The sequence below is a fragment of the Achromobacter sp. NPDC058515 genome (assembly GCF_042721735.1).
Taxonomy (GTDB): domain Bacteria; phylum Pseudomonadota; class Gammaproteobacteria; order Burkholderiales; family Burkholderiaceae_B; genus Achromobacter.
Genome location: NZ_JBHXNI010000005.1, coordinates 22,338 through 38,665, shown reverse-complemented (window position 1 = coordinate 38,665; position 16,328 = coordinate 22,338). Strand labels below are relative to the sequence as shown.

The following is a 16,328-nucleotide window of genomic DNA, read 5'->3' as shown; positions in this document are numbered from 1 at the left end:
CTGCCCGAGTCAGTTCGGGTAGAACCTGAGGTTCAAGGTCAGCATGAAAATTCAAGAATATGCCGGCTACATCCGGATTCAGGAAATTGCGCCAACGCGGCCGGGCATGACCAAACCCGTTGCCGGCCCTCCACAGGCCGAACAGGCACCCTTATCCAGCGTGGCAACGTTCAGCGGCCGCAGCATCATGCTGTTGCGGCTATTCGGCTCGGAAAGCGCGGAACCCCGCTGGGAAACGACGCTTACCAATGACAACATTGGCCTGTCTTCCCGCCACTTCCTGACCGCCGCCGATCGCGACATGCTGGCTGATCTTTATGGCCAGGCTTATCAGCAGGGTGTGGACTTGCGATACGTCGATGATCTGGCTGCCGACCTTGGCCATTACCGCATGTTCAACCGAGTTGCAGGAAATGCGAACAGCGGCGGCATGTTCGACGAGGCTGGCCGTGCTCAAACCTTCCATTTCACCGGGAAGGACGCTGCGACGGCGAACCGCATCTTGGACGGCGATGCCATGGCGAGCAGCCGCTTGGACGCAGGCTTTCTGCGCTTCGAGCTTGACCCTGGCTATTCGTTCAGCCATCGCGCCAACTTCCAGTTCTTGGAGGAAGTTGTCAACAAGTTCGGCAAGCGCGGCGTGTCCCCGGAAGACCTCTTCGATAGCAGGTTCGCAACCTACGAGAGCGAGGGCAAGGAGAACTTTTTTGTGGAACTGTCCAGCGAAGTCGTCAGGCCGCCGAGCGAACCGGATTTCGTCAATATCGATGACGTCTTCCATATCACGGAAGCCGGGCGCAAGAATGGTTTTCAGATGATCAATGGGAAGCCCGTAAAAGTTGCCGCGGATAAACATGGCCTGGCGGAGGGTCTTCTGACTGCGATTGAGGTGGCGCGAATGCGCACCATCGACTTCTTAAATGTCTTGGCGAAATCGTGATTCGCCCCTTCGTCGCCTGACACTGCGTGACGCTGGCATGCCCGGGCCGCGCTCAGTCCGCCCGAGACGCGTCCGGCATGCCGGCACAACCGTCGCTTCCCCGCAGTCAGGCTACGGCCCCTCATGGCGGCAACTGCTGCGCGAGCCGCTGGAGAACCTTCGCCTGCTGGGACGCCGAGCCGTCCTGGCACTGCTGGGGATCGCGGTCGGCTGCATGGCGGTAGTGGCATTGCTGAACATCGGCCACAATGCCCAGCGCGAAGCCATGAGCGTTTTCAAAGGCATGGGCAGCGACCTGCTTGTGGCGAACGTGCGAATGCCCACTGGCAGCCGCAGCGAGGCGCTTCCCAACATCGCCACACTGGATATCGGCGCATTGCGCAGGGCTGTGCCCGACATAACCGCGGCCGCCCCTGTGATTCCAACAAGCATGGAAGTCAGGCTCAAAGGGCACGTCCTGAGCGCAATCACGCTCGGTAGTGGCGCAGAGCTTCCTGGCGTGCTGGATCTCGGCCTGGCGCGGGGGCGTTTCCTGAGTAGATACGATACGCACAGCACCCATGCCGTGCTGGGTGCGAATGTCGTGAACGAGTGGGAGAACGCTGGCGTTCAGGTCGCACTAGGCGACACTATCCAAATTGGGGGCTACCTGTTCCAGATCATCGGGATCCTGCAGCCCGAAGGCCAGAATCCTCTGCTTCCCGTTTCTCCGGACGACGCCATTCTGCTGCCCATGGAAAGCATGCGGCGCATCATTCCTGCCCCACAGATCACCAGCGTACTGCTTCGCAACGCCAACAGCAGCACGCTGTCACAGACCGCTTCCCGCGCTCGGCACTGGCTCGAAGACAAGATGCCAAACTTCGACGTAAGCGTGCAAGTCCCTCGCTTACTGCTGGATGGCATGGCGCGACAGTCACGCCTGTTCTCCTGGTTGCTGGCTGGCCTGGGTGGCGTTGCGCTGCTGGTGGGCGGCATCGGCATCATGAACGTCATGGTGATGAACGTAGCCGAGCGACGCCGTGAAATCGGCGTTCGAATGGCGCTAGGCGCTCGCCCCAAGGACATTGCCAGGCTCTTCCTGCTGGAAGCCGTCGTGTTGTCCGCCGCGGGTGCGCTGTCAGGTTCGGCGGTCGGCCTGATCGCAGCATGGGTCTTTGTTCATTACTCGGGCTGGTCATCGTTTGCGTTGTCGCCCGCGGCTCTGCCGCTGGGCATTGGCAGCGCTATCGCAACCGGCTTGTTCTTTGGCCTGTCGCCCGCAATGGCGGCGGCACGCCTTACCCCTGTACAGGCGTTGCGCGATGCGTAGAGCGCATATCCTTATCGCGCTCATGTGGGTGGTGCCTGTCGCCGCCCAAGGGCGGACGGATGGGCAGTTGCGCCCGTCCCAGGCTACCCGCCAAGGCCAGCCGTCGCCGGCTCCGGACAGCGTTTCACTTAATGCGAAAGCCATCGACCTGACGCTCGGCGATGCGATCTACCTGGGGCTGCGCGACAACCGTTCGATCCGCAGCGCCTATCTGGATCGCATTGCCCAAAAGTTCGACCTGCGCGTGGCCGAAGACCGCTTCACACCCAAGCTGATGCTCAGCGGCAGTTACCTGTCCAACCGCAATCAGGATGACCGCTACCGGCAGGGCGCCGTAACGCCCACAACCACACTGCTGACGCAGCATGGCACCCGCGTAAGCCTGGGATGGACGTATCGCCACACCCAGGCCGATGAGGCCGGGCTGTCGCGTAATGACGGGGCCAATATCTCGGTGATCCAGCCACTGCTACGGCGCGCAGGCAAGGACATTTCGACAGCGCCGGTGCGCCTCGCGCGGCTGGCCGAACAGGCTAACCGCCTCAACCTGAAATCCACCGTCTCGCAGACCATTACACAGGTGATCGCATCCTACCGCGTGCTGCTGCAGGCCCAGGAACAGCTGAAAATCTCGCAGGAATCACTGGGGCGCGCCCGTCAGCTGGTCGAGGTCAACCGCGCCATGATCGCGGCCGGCCGCATGGCCGAGTTCGAGATTGTGCAGACGCAAGCCGAGGTCGCCTCGCGGGAACTGGCTCATGAAGACGCCCGCAATCAGCTGGATGCGGCGCGGCTCGCCCTGTTGCAGTTGCTTGCCCTGAATCTGAACACGCCTATCGTGGCGACCGAGGCTCTGCAGGCCCGACGGGTGGACGTTAACGCCGCGCAAGCCCTGCTGCAAGCCGCGGCATCGCAGCCCAACTTCCTTACGCAGTTCATCGCCAGCGAACAGGCCGCCATCAATCTGGCGGCGGCGAAAAATGACCGTCTCTGGGATGTTTCGCTGGTGGGCGGCGCCCGTCAGGTGCGCGATCGCAACACGCTGACGGGCACTGCGCGCACCTGGGAAAACTATGTGGGCATACAAGTGGAAATTCCCATTGGCGACCTGAGCACACGCCAGGCCGAAGTGCGGGCGCAAGTCAATCTCAGCAATCAGGAAATCCAGTTGTCGAACGCTCGTCAGCAACTGGAGCGCGACGTGATGAACGCTGTGCGCGATATCGGCGCCCGCTGGCGGCAGTACGAAATCGCCCAACGGGCGCGCGACCTCTCCCGCCGGAAGCTGGACATTGAACGTGAAAAACTCACCGTGGGCCGCTCCAGCAACTTCCAGGTGCTGAGCTTCGAAGGCGATCTGCGCAATGCCGAGAATGCACGGCTCAATGCGCTCATCAGCTACCTGACCGCGCAGGCTGAACTGGATCACACGCTGGGCACCACGCTGCAAAGGTGGGATATAGCACTTAATGACTAGATGCCGTCTGCCAGACCGTCTCTTTGCGCCTGTCCGCCGCCGGCCCATCCCGTCGGCGCTCTTGGTGCTGCTTCTGGTGGTGGCAGTAGTGCGGTGGGAGTCCGGGAGGGATGGCGGCGACGCGCCGTCACAGGCTGAACAGGCTAATTGGATGCTGGTGCGACCTCAACGGGTCGAACAGCACTTGGGAATGATCGGGCGTATTCAGGCCGCGCGGCAGGAGACTTTGTCCGCCCCGTTCGAGGGTGTCATCCGCGAAGTGCTGGCGCAGGAAGGCCAGGCCATCGAGGCGGGCCAGACGCTGCTGCGCATGGACACAGGACAGATCGAAATCCAGGTGCGCCAGGCGCAGGCAGAGCTGCTCAAGGCACAACGGGAAGCTCATCAACTGCGCAACTGGGACAACAGCCCGGAAGTTTTCCGTGCCCGGCACGCCGTACAGAATGCCCGCTCGGCACTGGATGTAGCCCAGGCAAACCTGCGCGACACGCGGGCGCTGTTCGAGCGCGGCATTGTCGCCCGCATGGAAGTCGATACGCTCGCGCAGCAAGTGCGCAGACAGCAACAGGATTTTCTCATCGCCGGGGACGAGCTGCGCACCGCCGAAGCGCGCGGGAAAGGCATGCGGCTGAAGATTGCTGAAATGGAGCTGACCAACGCGCAGGCACGCTATCAAGCCGTGACGAAACAACGTGAACGGCAGGATCTCAAGGCGCCATTTGCAGGCGTGGTTGTTCGGCCAACACCGCAAGACGGCAGCAAGGCCATCATCGTCCAGCCGGGTTTGCAGGTGACCCAAGGGGCACCGTTGCTGACGGTGATCGGCTTGGATCGCATCCAGGTGCTCGCCAGAGTGGAAGAAGCCGATCTGCATCAATTGCTCGAAGGGATGCCGGTTCAAATCACAGGCGACGGCTTTCCCGGTCAAACGCTGGCTGGCCGTATCGCCACCATCGCGGTGCAAGGCAACGCGGCAGGCGCGCCGGGTGCCGCCGCCCACTATGACGTCGTGATTTCAGTTGATGCGCCGCAGGCCGGGGCTGCGCGACAGGCCAGGCTCGGCATGAGCGCCCGTCTGGCGGTCATCCTGTACCGGAATGATCAAGGCATTGTGGTGCCGCCCCAGGCCCTGCGCACGGACGATGAAGGAGCAACCTACGTCATGTATCGCGCAACCCCTGACGCCGCGCCATCGAAAACGGTAGTCACGCCGGGCCGGGCCATCATCCAGGGTATTGAAATACAAGGCTTGCAGGCGGGCTATGTGCTTGTGCCCACAGGTTAAACCCCCTGGCCCGAAAAACCTGGGGTTTATCAGCAGTCCGAAGGCGGCGCGCAAGCGCCGCCTTCTTCGTTTGCCCGGATTATTCGTCGCCAGCGAGCCTGACGATCAGCACGTCGCTGGGCAGGGCTTCCAGCAGCCGTTCGGCCACGCTGCCGATGGCGGTGCGCAGGATGCCCGTGCGGCCGTGGGTGCCCGTTACGACCAGGTCGGAACGGTGGTTGAACGAGTATTCGGACAGCACGGTCTCCGGCTGGCCGGCTTCCAGCACGACCTTGGGCGGCACTCCCTTGGGCAGCTCCGGCGTTTCCGCGATGAACCGCTCTGCGCATTGTTCCGCGGTCTTGTAGAAACTGTTGACGACGGCGTCATCGGGCTTGGTCACGCCCTGGAAGGGCACTTCGTAGGCGTTGAACAGGGTCAGCTCGGCGTTCGGCACGAGCCGCAGCGCGGCGCGCAGCGCCTCGCGCGAGCCGGCCGAGAAGTCGGTCGCGACCAGCACGTCGCGGTACGGCTTGCGTGGGCGGTTCTTCACCACCAGCACCGGCTGGCGCGCCTGGCGGGCCAGCTTTTCCACGGTGGTGCCCAGCAGCAGGCGGCCCAGCGTTTCGTCGCGGGCGATGCCGGTGACGATCAGCGAACAACCATAGCTATCGGCCGTTTCCATGATGCGGGCGAGCGGATCTCCCTTGACCACCACGACCTCGGTCGGCACGTCGGCGGCCTCCAGGTCTTCGGCCAGCTCGCGCTCGGCCAGGCCCTTGTGGTCCGTCGACAGCCGCCGCCAGACCGGCGTGGTCAGGCGCGCGGGCGTGGCATGGGATTCCATGACGTGCAGCACGATCAGCTTGGTGTTGAGTTCCTTCGTCAACTGCAACGCGCGATCCAGGGCACGGTCGCCCCGTGCGCTCAGGTCGGTGGCCAACAGGATGGGGCCAGTTTGCTGTGTCATACGTTATCTCCCGGTTGTGGCCAGATCGGCGGCTCCCGCGTCCGCGCTGCCTGGCTGTTACCGCCCAGTCGGGCATGTCCCCATTGTCTCGCCGCGAAACGGAACGGGGCTTGATCGATGTCAACGCAAGAACGAGGGTACGGGATGGCGCGCCGGCAGGCAATGGGCGCGGGCCGCGGCAAGGCTCAATACAATGGGACCTGCCTCAACCCGCGCCCGCCCCATGCTCTCCGATATCTCGCCCGCTCTGCTGCATACGCTGTACCTCGTCGCCATCGTGGCCGAAGCCATGACGGCGGCCCTTTCCGCGGGGCGGCGCGATATGGACTGGATGGGCGTCTGCATCATTGCGTGCGTGACCGCGCTGGGCGGCGGGTCGCTGCGCGACGTGCTGCTGGGGCACTATCCGCTGACCTGGGTGGTCCACCCGGAGTACCTGTGGATGACGGCCGGCGCGGCGATCCTGACCGCGCTGATCGCGCCGGTCATGCGGCGGCTGCGCACCGTGTTCCTGCTGGCCGACGCGCTCGGGCTGGTGGCCTTCACCGTCATCGGCTGCCAGGTGGCGCAAATGATGCAGTTGCCGATCACCGTGGTGCTGATCAGCGGCATGATCACCGGCTGCGCCGGCGGGGTGCTGCGCGACGTGCTCTGCAACGAGGTGCCGCTGCTGTTCCGCAAAGAGCTGTACGCCAGCGTGTCGCTGGTGACGGGGGCGCTGTACCTGGGCGCGCAGGCGCTGGGCCTGTCGGCCAACGCCTCCGTGCCCATCGCGCTGGCCGCGGGTCTCGCGATGCGCCTGCTGGCGTTGCGCTTTAACTGGCAAATGCCCAAATTCGTGTACCGCGACGATTGGGACTGACGCCCGATTCGGCGGCGGGCGGGCCCCTTTCGGACCGGTCGTCGGATTGTGAAACAATATTCCTATTTGTGTTTCAATAGATTTCTAGTATCTTTCCCCTGTCTCATACCATGCATCAAGCAGTAAAAGGGGAGCCGATTGGACGTCAAAGCGCCCGCCACGATTCCATATTTCCTACAGGAACAGATTCGTGAGTTGATAGTGGACGGCACTATCAGGCCCGGGCAACCGCTGCGGGAACAAGAACTGGAGCAGCGTTTCGGCACCAGCCGCAGCCCCATCCGGGAAGCCCTGCGCCTGCTGGAGCTGAGCGGCCTGGTTACGCATATCCAGCGCAAGGGCTTCCGGGTCACCCTCTATACCGAAACCCAGATCCGCCACCTGTACATGCTGCGCGCGGAACTGGAGGCGTACTGCATCCGCCAGGTGGCCGAGATGCACGATGTTGCGCCGCTGGTGGCCGAATTGCGCAGCTGCCACGATGCGATCGTCGCGGCGCTGGCCAGGCGCGATGTGCGCGGATTCATTGCCGCCTCGCGCGAGTTCTATCTGGCCGGGGCCCGCTACACGGGCAACACGCCGCTGACCAGCATGCTGAGCAAGCTCTACGAACAGGTCGAGCCGCTGCGTTACCTGCTGGCCCGGCAGTCCATGGAGGCCAACACGGTCCCGAACTATACGCACGGCATCATCCTGGCGCTGGGCAACCGCGATTTCGAGCGCGCGGCCGAATTGACGCGCAGCTACGTGGTGGAAGTGCTGCCGGAGATCCTGCGGACCTACCGCGACGCCGCGCTGCAGGACGCCGAAGAGCAGGCCCCGCGCTACCCGCGGGCCTGAGCGTCAGCCGCGGGGAGGCGTGCGCACCTCGATGCCCGCCTGTTCCAGGGCCCGCCGGATGCCGTTGGCGAAAATCAGTGCATTGGGCTGGTCGCCATGGATACAGAGGGTGTCGGCTTGCACCGGCACGTCCTTGCCGTCCACCGAGCGCACCAGGCCTTCACGCACCATGCGCACGACCTGCGCCACCGCCAGGTCGACGTCTTCGATCATGGCGCCGGCGCGCGTGCGCGGCGTGAGCGAGCCGTCGTCCTGGTAGGAGCGGTCAGCGAAGACCTCATTGGCGGCCGCCAGGCCGATGGCGCGCGCCGCGCCGATCAGCTTGCTGCCCGCGAGGCCATACAGGATCAGCGAGGCGTCCACGTCCTTGACCGCCTGGCAGATGGCTCGCGCCAGGCCTTCGTCCTTGGCCGCCATGTTGTAGAGCGCGCCATGCGCCTTCACGTGATGCAGCCGCGCGCCTTGGGACGCCGCCACGCCGGCCAGTGCGCCGATCTGGTAGACCACGATGTCGTAGGCCTCGTCGGGGCTGATCTGGATGACGCGGCGGCCAAAGCCCGCCAGGTCCTGCAGGCTGGGGTGGGCGCCCAGCGCCACGCCCTGCTTGAGCGCCGCGGCCACCGTCTTGCGCATGGTGGCCGGATCGCCGCCGTGAAAGCCGCAGGCGATGTTGGCGGAGCTGACGTACTGCAGCACCGCGGCGTCGTTGCCCATGGTCCAGGCGCTATAGCTTTCGCCCATGTCGCAGTTCATATCGATGCGGGTGTTCATAGCGGTTCCCTTTCTAGGCCAGCAGCGCGCGCAGCGGCGCCAGCGCGTCGCGCAATTGCGCGAAGGCGCGTTCGCGCTCGCCGTCCAGGCGCTGCGCTTCTTCGAGTTCGACCTGCTGGAATCGCAGGGTCTGTCCGGGTGCGCATTGCGCCAGGGCGGGCAGGTCCACCGTGGCGATCTGCGCGATCTTGGGATAGCCGCCGGTGGTCTGCCGGTCTGCCATGAGAATGATGGCCTCGCCGCCCGAGGGCACCTGCACGGTGCCGAAACAGGCGGCTTCCGACAGCATCTGGCGCGGCTGGCTCATGGACAGCGCCGGACCCTGCAGGCGGTAGCCCATGCGGTCGGACTGCGGGCTGATGCGGAATTCGGATTCGGTGAACGCCCGCCGGCTGGCCGGCGAGAATTCCGGCCAGTGCATGCCGGGCAGGAAGCGGATGGTTTCGCGGCGCTTGTTGCCCAATGCCGCCGGCAGGTACACGCGCACGTTCCACAGGTCTTTTTGCAGCGCGTCCAGGTCGCGGCCGCCGGCCAGCGGCCGGCGCAGGGGAATCTCGTCGCCCTTGGCCAGCGCGCGTCCCTGGAAGCCGCCGAAGCCGCTGCGCAGGTAGGTGGCCTCGCTGCCCATCACGGGCGGGAGCGCAAAGCCGCCATGCACGGCCAGATACGCGCGCACGCCCGTGGCGGGCCGGGCGCCGAAGGCCAGGATGTCGCCGGCTCGCGCGATCAGCGGCCGGTGCTGGGGGATGTCCTGTCCGTTGAGCGTGGCGCCCAGGTCGGCGCCGGCCAGCGCGAAGCACGCCGTCGCGTCAAAGCGCAGGGTGGGCCCGGCCAGCGTGATTTCCAGCGTGGCGGGGTCGCCGTCATTGCCCGCCAGCGCATTGGCCAGCCGGTGCGCGCGCTCGTCCATGGCGCCCGCGGCCGGGATGCCCTGGTGCTGGTAGCCTTCGCGGCCGCGGTCCTGGAAACTGGACAGCATGCCCGGCTTGATCACGGTCATGCTCATGGCCGGGCTCCCCGGATGCGGTCGAATTCTTCGGGGCCGATGGGTACGAATCGGACCGAATCGCCAGGCTGGAGCAGGGCTGCGGGTTCGCGCGCCGGGTCGAACATGACGAGCGGCGTGGCGCCGATGATGTTCCAGCCGCCGGGCAGGCGGTTCGGGTAGATCACGGTCTGCCGGTTGGCGACCGCGACGGCGCCCATGGGCACCGCCGTGCGCGGCGACGGGCGCCGCGGAATGTTCAGTTTTTCGTCGTGCACGCCCAGGTAGGCGTGGCCAGGCGCGAATCCCAGCATGAACACCATGCTGCGGGGCTGGCTGTGCAGCTGGATGACGCCTTCCGGGGTCAGGCCGGCGGCGCGGGCCACGTCGTCCAGGTCGGGGCCGTGCTCGCCGCCGTAGCAGACGGGGATGTCGACCTCGCGCCCGCCGGCCGCGTCCGTGGGGATGCCGTCGGCCAGCAGGGCCTGGATGCGTTCGGAAAGCGAGGCATGGGTGGGGCCGTCGCCGTGTCCGCCGGGCCGGTAATGCACGGCCACCGCGACAAAGGAGGGCACCACGTCGGTCACGCCCGCGAGCCGCGCGTCGCGCAGCTTGCGGGCCGCGGCCAGACAGGTGCGTCCGACGGACGCGTCGATCTGGTCGCCGAAGGAAATGATCAGGCAGCGGTCACCCTGGGGCAGGATGCGCCAGCGGGTTTCGGCCGGAGAAGGGAGGGCTGAAATTGCGTTCAACGGCACGAAACCTGTAGAGACGGATTACTTGGCGAACAACGAATCCATGTTCTTGAACGCCTTGAATTCCAGCGCGTTGCCCGACGGATCCAGGAAGAACATGGTGGCCTGTTCGCCTACTTCGCCCTTGAAACGGATGTAGGGCTCGATGACGAACTCGGTGCCGGCGTCGGTCAGGCGCTTGGCCATGGCTTCCCATTGTTCCATGGAAAGCACGGCGCCGAAATGGCGCACGGGCACATTGTGGGAATCCACGGCGCTGGTGGCGTTGTGGCCGCATTCGCTGGGCGACAGGTGAGCGACGATCTGGTGGCCGTAGAAATTGAAGTCGATCCAGTCGGGCGAGCTGCGGCCCTCGGGACAGCCGAGCTTTTCGCCGTAGAAGGCGCGGGCTTCGGCCAGGTCGCGGACCGGGAAGGCCAGGTGGAACGGCGGCAGGTTGGTTTGAGCGGTCATGAAAGGCTCCGGGTCAGGCAAAAGAAGATGATCGATCAGAATGCGGGCCGTCGCAAGACTGGACGGCCTTAGCACCAGCCCGTAGTTTAGGTATTGTTTTTTTGATTGAAAAACGATATTTTTTGTGTCTTAGCATCAAAAATATTGATCGTGATCAAAGAATTCAAGACCTTCCTGGCCGTGGCGCGGGACGGCACCTTCACGGGGGCCGGCGCCCACCTGGGGCTGACGCAGTCCGCGGTCAGCGCCCAGATCAAGCGCCTGGAGGAATACCTGGGCATCGAACTGTTCGATCGCGGCGCGCGGGCGGCGGTGCTGAACGCCCATGGCCGCGAGATGCTGCCGCAGGCCGAGGAGCTGGTCGCCATGGCCGAGCGCATGGTCACCACGGCGGGGGCGGGCCACGTCAGCGGCTTGCTGCGCATCGGCGCCATCGCCTCGGTGCAGCAGGACCTGCTGGTGCGCGCATTGGGCGAGTTCCGCGCCGTCTACCCGGAGGTGCGCGTGCGCATCGTGCCCGGGGTGTCGCTGTCGCTGCTGGGCCAGGTGGACGCCGGCGAGGTGGATCTGGCCGTGCTGATCCGCCCGCCCTTTGCCTTGCCGCCCGAATTGGGCTGGCTGCCGCTGATGCGCGAGCCGGTGGTGCTGGCCATGCCGGAATCCATGGCGCCCGCGCCGTGGCGCGAACTGCTGGCGACGCAGCCCTTCATCCGCTACGACCGGGCGTCGTTCGGCGGGCGCGTGGTGGATATCTTCCTGAAGAAGCACCGCATCCACGTGCACGAGGCCGTCGAGCTCGACGAGATCGAGGCGATCGCGGGCATGGTGCGGCAGGGCCTGGGCGTGGCGCTGCTGCCTCGGCTGCGGCGGCTGGACATGACGGGATTGCGCCTGGCGTCCCTGGGCGAGGCGGCCTTTCACCGCGAGATCGGCATCATCGGCCGCCTGCCGTTCGATGCCGGCAGCGTGCGGGACAAGATCGCGGAATGCCTGCTCAACGCCGCGGCCGAGCCTTGAAGCAGCGCTCGCCGCCGGCCGGCCGGTGTCAGACACCTTGTCCCGGTGTCAGACACCTTGTCCCGGTGTCAGACACCTTGTCACACCTTGTCCGGTGTCTGACACCTTGTCCGGCCCCAAAACAAAAGAGCCCCCGAGGGGGCTCTTGTTTTTTTACAGCCGGTCGCAGCGCACGGTGATCGGATGGTTGCGCAAGTCGGCCATCACGATGTCGTCGACCTCGCCTTCCACGTCCGTGATCACGTAGCCGATCTGGCCGCGGGTCTGCAGGGTCTGGCTGACGATGTTCAGGCCGTGCTGCGCCATCAGGTTGTCCAGCGCGCCCAGCGCGCCCGGCGCGTTGCGGTGGACGTGCAGGATGCGTGTGCCGCCGGCCTGCTCCAGGAACGGCAGTTCCGGGAAGTTGACGGCGCCCTTGGTGGTGCCGGCCTGCAGGAAGCGCACCAGCTTCTCGGCGACTTCGCGGCCGATGTTCTCTTGCGATTCCTGCGTGCTGCCGCCGATGTGCGGCGTCAGGATCACGTTGGGCATGCCGATCAGCGGGCTGGCCAGCGGTTCGTCCGCGCCCTTGGGCTCGGTGGGGAACACGTCCAGCGCGGCGCCTGCCAGGTGGCCGGACTTCAGCGCCGCGTGCAGCGCCGCGATATCCACGACCGTGCCGCGCGAGGCGTTGATCAGGATGGCGCCGCGGCGCATGCGCGCGATCGTTTCCGCGTTCATGATGTTTTCGGTGGACTTGCCGCCGGGCACGTGCAGCGTCACGACGTCGGCCTGTTCCAGCAGATCGTTCAGCGTGCCGGCGGGGCGGGCGTTGCCCAGCGGCAGCTTGGCTTCCACGTCGTGATAGATGACGCGCATCCCCAGGCTTTCGGCCAGAGTGCTGATCTGCGAGCCGATGTTGCCGTAGCCCACGATGCCCAGCGTCTTGCCGCGGGTTTCGAAGGCGCCCGAGGCGGTCTTGTCCCAGTGGCCCAGGTGCACGCGGGCGTTCTTTTCGGGAATCCGGCGCAGCAGCAGGATGGCTTCGCCCAGCACCAGCTCGGCCACCGAGCGGGTGTTGGAGAAGGGGGCGTTGAATACCGGGATGCCGCGCTGCATCGCCGTGTCCAGGTCCACCTGGTTGGTGCCGATGCAGAAGCAGCCCACGACGCGCAGGTCGGGGTTGCCGGACAGCGCGGCGGCATCCAGGTGCGTGCGAGAACGGATCCCCGCCACTTGCACGCCGCGCAGGGCGTCGTGCAATTTCGCCGGCGGCAAGGCTGCGGCGTGCGTGACGATGTCGGTGTAGCCGGCGGCTTCGAATACGGCGCGGGCGCTCGGATGGATGTTCTCGAACAGGACGATTTGTGCCATGACTGCCAGGGAGTGGGTGAGAAACGCGTTTTATTTATTGTGGCGCATTTTTGCTGCAGTGCAAGGAGTAGCCATTGAAGCGGTGGGGATGAATTGTTTCAACTCACCCCCGCGCAGGCGCCTAGCGGTAGGCCTGGAAGACCTTGGCTCCGCCTTGCTTGTCCACCAGCACCACGTCGTGCGGCGTCTTGCGGCCGCCGTATTCCGGGCCGTCCATGCCGGGAGACCCCAACGGCATGCCCGGGGCGGCCAGGCCGGCGGCATCCGGCTTTTCCAGCAGCAGCCGGCGCACATCGCTGGCCGGCACGTGGCCCTCGACGGCGTAGCCGTCCACCATGGCGGTGTGGCAGGAACCATAGTCCGCCATGCCGGCATTGCGGCGGATGGGGCCGGTGTCCTGGACGTCATGCGTGGTGACTGCGAAACCGTTGTCGCGCATGTGCTTGACCCAATCCTCGCAGCAGCCGCAGGTGGGCGTCTTCCAGACCTCCATCTTGACGGGCGTTTGCGCGACGGCAAAGACGGGGGCGGACAGGGCTGCGGCGAGAATCAGGCGGCGCGTAAGGCGGGAAATGTTCATGATGCTCCGTGCGGATAAAGGTCAGAACCAGTAGCGGACGCCCGCCATGACGGCGGTCTGGGACCGGCTGGCGCCGGCGTCGGCCGCGTAGCGGGCGGTCTGGCCGAACTTGCGTTCAAAGGATACGCCAATATAGGGCGCGAACTCGCGGGTGACTTCATAGCGCAGGCGCAGCGACAGGGATCCCTGGGACAGGCCCGAGCCGATGCCGCGCTCGGGATCGTTCTTGCCGTAGAGGCTGGCTTCCAGCTCCGGCGTGAAGATCAGCCGCTGCGTCAGGAGCAGGTCGTACTCCGCCTTCAGCGCCAGCGCGGTGCGGCCGGACGGGCCCGCATAGGCGGTGGTTTCCAGTTCGATGTTGTAGGGCAGCGCGCCTTCGATGCCGATCGCGGCCCAGTTGCGCTTGGGGCCCGTGCCCACGTCCCGGCGCGCGCCCAGCTGCAGGTCCCAGAACGGCGACACGGCATGGCTCCAGAAGGCCTCGACCTTGCCGTCCGAGCCGCCGCCGCTTTCGCGTTCTCCTTCGGTCTTGATCAGCAGGCGGTCGGTGGGGGTGCCGAACCAGAAGCGGCCGTCCCATTCCAGCGAGTTCTGCCCGTCGCGGTTGCGCGCGACGCCGAACTTGTCGAACAGCACTTGCCAGGTGCGCGCGTTGTCCATCATGTGGGGGTGGATGCCATAGCTGTCGTAGCCGCGCTCGCCTTCGCCATCGCTGGCCGGCAGGCTGCCGACGGGCGGCGCGCCGGCGGGCGGAGCGGCTCCATGGTTCATGGCGCCGTGATCCATGCCGGAGTGGTCCATGGCGGGCGCCGGAGCCGGGCCGTGGCCCATGGCCCCATGGTCCATGCCCGGCATGCCGGAATGATCCATGGCGCCGGCGGATTGCGCCCAGGCGGCGGAGCCGGCCAGCAGCATTGCGAGGGCGCAGGCGCCCAGCAGCGTGTGTCGGGGATTCATCGGTTTCATCGCTTACTCCACCACGACCGCCCTGAACATGCCGGCCTCCATGTGATACAGCAGATGGCAGTGGTAGGCCCAGTGCCCGCGTGCGTCGGCGCTGACGCGATAGCTCAGGCGTTGCGCCGGATTGAGCGTGATCGTGTGCTTGCGCACCTGGAACGCGCCGTCGGGCGACTCCAGGTCGCTCCACAGCCCGTGCAGGTGGATCGGATGCGTCATCATCGTGTCGTTGACCAGCACGAAGCGCACACGTTCGCCGTAGCGCAGCACGATGGGCTTGGCGTCCGAGAACTTCACGCCGTTGAACGACCACATGTAGCGTTCCATGTTGCCCGTCAGGTGCAGCTCGATCTCGCGCGAGGGCGCGCGGTTGTCGTCCGGTTCGCGCACGGAGCGCAGGTCCGCATAGGTGAGCACGCGGCGGCCGTTGTCGCGCAGGCCGACGCCGGGATCGTCCAGCCGGGTCGACACCACGTCGGGCAGCATCGAGTTGCCCACGCCGCGCTCGGCGGCATAGGGGTGGGCGGCCTCGACCATGCCGCCTTGTTCCGCGCCGGACCCGTGGGCGCCGCCGTGATCCATGCCCGGCATGGCGGCGTGGTTCATCGCGCCCGCCGCGGCCCCGTCCTGCATGCCCGCCATGTCGTGGCCGCCGCCCATGCCGTGGGCCATGCCCATGTCCATCATGCCCAGCAGCTGCACGCGGTCCAGCGCCGGCACCTCGGCCTGCATGCCGGCGCGCGGCGCCAGCGTGGCGCGCGCATAGCCCGAACGGTCCATGGCTTGCGAGAAGATGGTGTAGGCGCGCTCGTCCGCCGGTTCGACGATCACGTCGTAGGTTTCGGCCACGCCGATGCGGAACTCCTCGACCTCCACCGGACGCACATCCTGCCCGTCCGCGGCCACGACGGTCATCTTGAGGCCGGGGATGCGCACGTCGAAGTACGTCATCGCCGACCCGTTGATAAAGCGCAGGCGCACGCGCTCGCCGGGATTGAACAGGCCGGTCCAGTTGCCCGCCGGCGTGACGCCGTTGGTAAGGAAGGTGTAGGTCGAGCCGGACACGTCCGCCAGGTCCGACGGGTTCATGCGCATCTGCTCCCACATCAGGCGTTCGGCGAGCGCGCCGCGCCAGCCCTTTTCCCGCGCATCGGCCGCCAGGCTCTGGATGCTGGGCTGGATGCGGTTGTAGTAGTCGGGCATCACCTTCAGCTTGTTGAAGAGACGCATCGGATCTTCGTCCGTCCAGTCGGACAGCAGCACGGTGTAGTCGCGGTCGGAGGCGATGGGGTCGCGGCGGCGGGGATCGATGACGATGGCGCCGTACAGGCCGGTCTGTTCCTGGAAGCCCGAATGGCTGTGATACCAGTACGTGCCGCTCTGGCGCACGTCGAAGCGGTAGGTGAACGTCTGGCCGGGATCGATGCCGGGAAAGCTCAGGCCCGGCACGCCGTCCATCTCCGTGGGCAGGAGGATGCCGTGCCAGTGGATGGAGGTTTGTTCGCGCAGGCGGTTGGCGACGTGCAGGGTGACGGTGTCGCCCTCGCGCCAGCGCAGCAGCGGCGCGGGCAATTGCCCGTTCACGGTGGTGCCGATGCGCGCGGCGCCCGTGAAGTTCACGGGGGTCTCGCCGATCTCCAGGTGGAATTCGGTGCCGCGCAACTCGGCCGCGGGCGCCGCATGCCGTTGCGCCAGCGCCGCGCGCCAGCCGCCCAGCGCCGCCAGCGCGCCGCCGGCGGCCAGGCCTTGCACGAAGCGCCGGCGGGTAGAGGTAGGGGATGTCGTCATG

General features: G+C 66.1%; 16 protein-coding genes. 7 read left to right on the top strand and 9 right to left on the bottom strand.

All coding sequences use genetic code 11. The features are described 5' to 3' along the window. The first annotated feature begins 43 nt into the window (after positions 1 to 43). The 4 genes from ACFWP0_RS10935 (at position 44) to ACFWP0_RS10920 (ending at position 5,014) form a co-directional block, all read left to right on the top strand. Positions 44 to 940: a hypothetical protein gene (locus ACFWP0_RS10935; protein ID WP_377841939.1), complete on the top strand. Its 897-nt coding sequence runs from the start codon at positions 44 to 46 to the stop codon at positions 938 to 940. Next, complete coding sequence (locus ACFWP0_RS10930) at positions 921 to 2,252, top strand: ABC transporter permease (RefSeq protein ID WP_377841938.1); 1,332 nt, start codon at positions 921 to 923, stop codon at positions 2,250 to 2,252. Before ACFWP0_RS10935 ends, ACFWP0_RS10930 begins: the two co-directional genes overlap by 20 nt. After that, positions 2,245 to 3,729: a TolC family protein gene (locus tag ACFWP0_RS10925; RefSeq protein ID WP_377841936.1), complete on the top strand. Its 1,485-nt coding sequence runs from the start codon at positions 2,245 to 2,247 to the stop codon at positions 3,727 to 3,729. The genes ACFWP0_RS10930 and ACFWP0_RS10925 overlap by 8 nt, the downstream gene beginning before the upstream one ends. 151 nt (positions 3,730 to 3,880) lie before the next feature. Beyond that, positions 3,881 to 5,014, top strand: coding sequence for an efflux RND transporter periplasmic adaptor subunit (locus ACFWP0_RS10920; protein WP_377841935.1), 1,134 nt, complete (start codon positions 3,881 to 3,883; stop codon positions 5,012 to 5,014). A 79-nt stretch (positions 5,015 to 5,093) separates the two neighbouring features. Here ACFWP0_RS10920 and ACFWP0_RS10915 read toward each other — a convergent pair whose 3' ends face one another. Beyond that, the gene (locus tag ACFWP0_RS10915) at positions 5,094 to 5,963 is read right to left on the bottom strand and encodes a universal stress protein (protein ID WP_377841932.1); all 870 of its coding nucleotides are present in this window, start codon (positions 5,961 to 5,963) and stop codon (positions 5,094 to 5,096) included. Positions 5,964 to 6,186: 223 nt separating this feature from the next. Here ACFWP0_RS10915 and ACFWP0_RS10910 point away from each other — a divergent pair, with 223 nt between their 5' ends. Beyond that, on the top strand, positions 6,187 to 6,825 hold the full coding sequence (locus ACFWP0_RS10910; protein ID WP_377842332.1) for a trimeric intracellular cation channel family protein: 639 nt from the start codon (positions 6,187 to 6,189) through the stop codon (positions 6,823 to 6,825). Positions 6,826 to 6,963: 138 nt separating this feature from the next. Then, positions 6,964 to 7,665, top strand: a complete 702-nt coding sequence (locus ACFWP0_RS10905) for a GntR family transcriptional regulator (protein ID WP_377841930.1) — start codon at positions 6,964 to 6,966, stop codon at positions 7,663 to 7,665. Positions 7,666 to 7,668: 3 nt separating this feature from the next. On the opposite strand, the gene ACFWP0_RS10900 is transcribed toward ACFWP0_RS10905, so the two are convergent. The 4 genes from ACFWP0_RS10900 to ACFWP0_RS10885 are packed head-to-tail and all read right to left on the bottom strand — an operon-like array spanning position 7,669 to position 10,629. Next, complete coding sequence (locus ACFWP0_RS10900) at positions 7,669 to 8,436, bottom strand: LamB/YcsF family protein (RefSeq protein WP_377841927.1); 768 nt, start codon at positions 8,434 to 8,436, stop codon at positions 7,669 to 7,671. 13 nt (positions 8,437 to 8,449) lie between these two features. Next, positions 8,450 to 9,442, bottom strand: coding sequence for a biotin-dependent carboxyltransferase family protein (locus ACFWP0_RS10895; protein ID WP_377841926.1), 993 nt, complete (start codon positions 9,440 to 9,442; stop codon positions 8,450 to 8,452). Further along, positions 9,439 to 10,173: a 5-oxoprolinase subunit PxpB gene (gene pxpB, locus ACFWP0_RS10890; protein ID WP_377841924.1), complete on the bottom strand. Its 735-nt coding sequence runs from the start codon at positions 10,171 to 10,173 to the stop codon at positions 9,439 to 9,441. The genes ACFWP0_RS10895 and pxpB overlap by 4 nt, the downstream gene beginning before the upstream one ends. A 24-nt stretch (positions 10,174 to 10,197) precedes the next feature. Beyond that, positions 10,198 to 10,629: a VOC family protein gene (locus ACFWP0_RS10885; protein WP_377841923.1), complete on the bottom strand. Its 432-nt coding sequence runs from the start codon at positions 10,627 to 10,629 to the stop codon at positions 10,198 to 10,200. Between the two features lie 150 nt (positions 10,630 to 10,779). Between ACFWP0_RS10885 and ACFWP0_RS10880 the strand changes: the two genes are divergently transcribed. Then, positions 10,780 to 11,646: a LysR family transcriptional regulator gene (locus ACFWP0_RS10880; RefSeq protein WP_377841921.1), complete on the top strand. Its 867-nt coding sequence runs from the start codon at positions 10,780 to 10,782 to the stop codon at positions 11,644 to 11,646. 153 nt (positions 11,647 to 11,799) lie between these two features. On the opposite strand, the gene serA is transcribed toward ACFWP0_RS10880, so the two are convergent. The 4 genes from serA to ACFWP0_RS10860 all read right to left on the bottom strand — a co-directional run bounded on the left by serA (position 11,800) and on the right by ACFWP0_RS10860 (position 16,327). After that, positions 11,800 to 12,999, bottom strand: coding sequence for a phosphoglycerate dehydrogenase (gene serA, locus ACFWP0_RS10875; protein WP_377841919.1), 1,200 nt, complete (start codon positions 12,997 to 12,999; stop codon positions 11,800 to 11,802). 121 nt (positions 13,000 to 13,120) lie between these two features. Next, on the bottom strand, positions 13,121 to 13,579 hold the full coding sequence (locus ACFWP0_RS10870) for a DUF411 domain-containing protein (RefSeq protein ID WP_377841918.1): 459 nt from the start codon (positions 13,577 to 13,579) through the stop codon (positions 13,121 to 13,123). Between the two features lie 21 nt (positions 13,580 to 13,600). Continuing rightward, the gene (locus tag ACFWP0_RS10865) at positions 13,601 to 14,536 is read right to left on the bottom strand and encodes a copper resistance protein B (protein ID WP_377841916.1); all 936 of its coding nucleotides are present in this window, start codon (positions 14,534 to 14,536) and stop codon (positions 13,601 to 13,603) included. Between the two features lie 12 nt (positions 14,537 to 14,548). Continuing rightward, entirely contained in the window at positions 14,549 to 16,327 is a 1,779-nt protein-coding gene (locus ACFWP0_RS10860) for a copper resistance system multicopper oxidase (protein ID WP_377841914.1), read from the bottom strand. Between the last annotated feature and the right edge of the window lies 1 nt (position 16,328).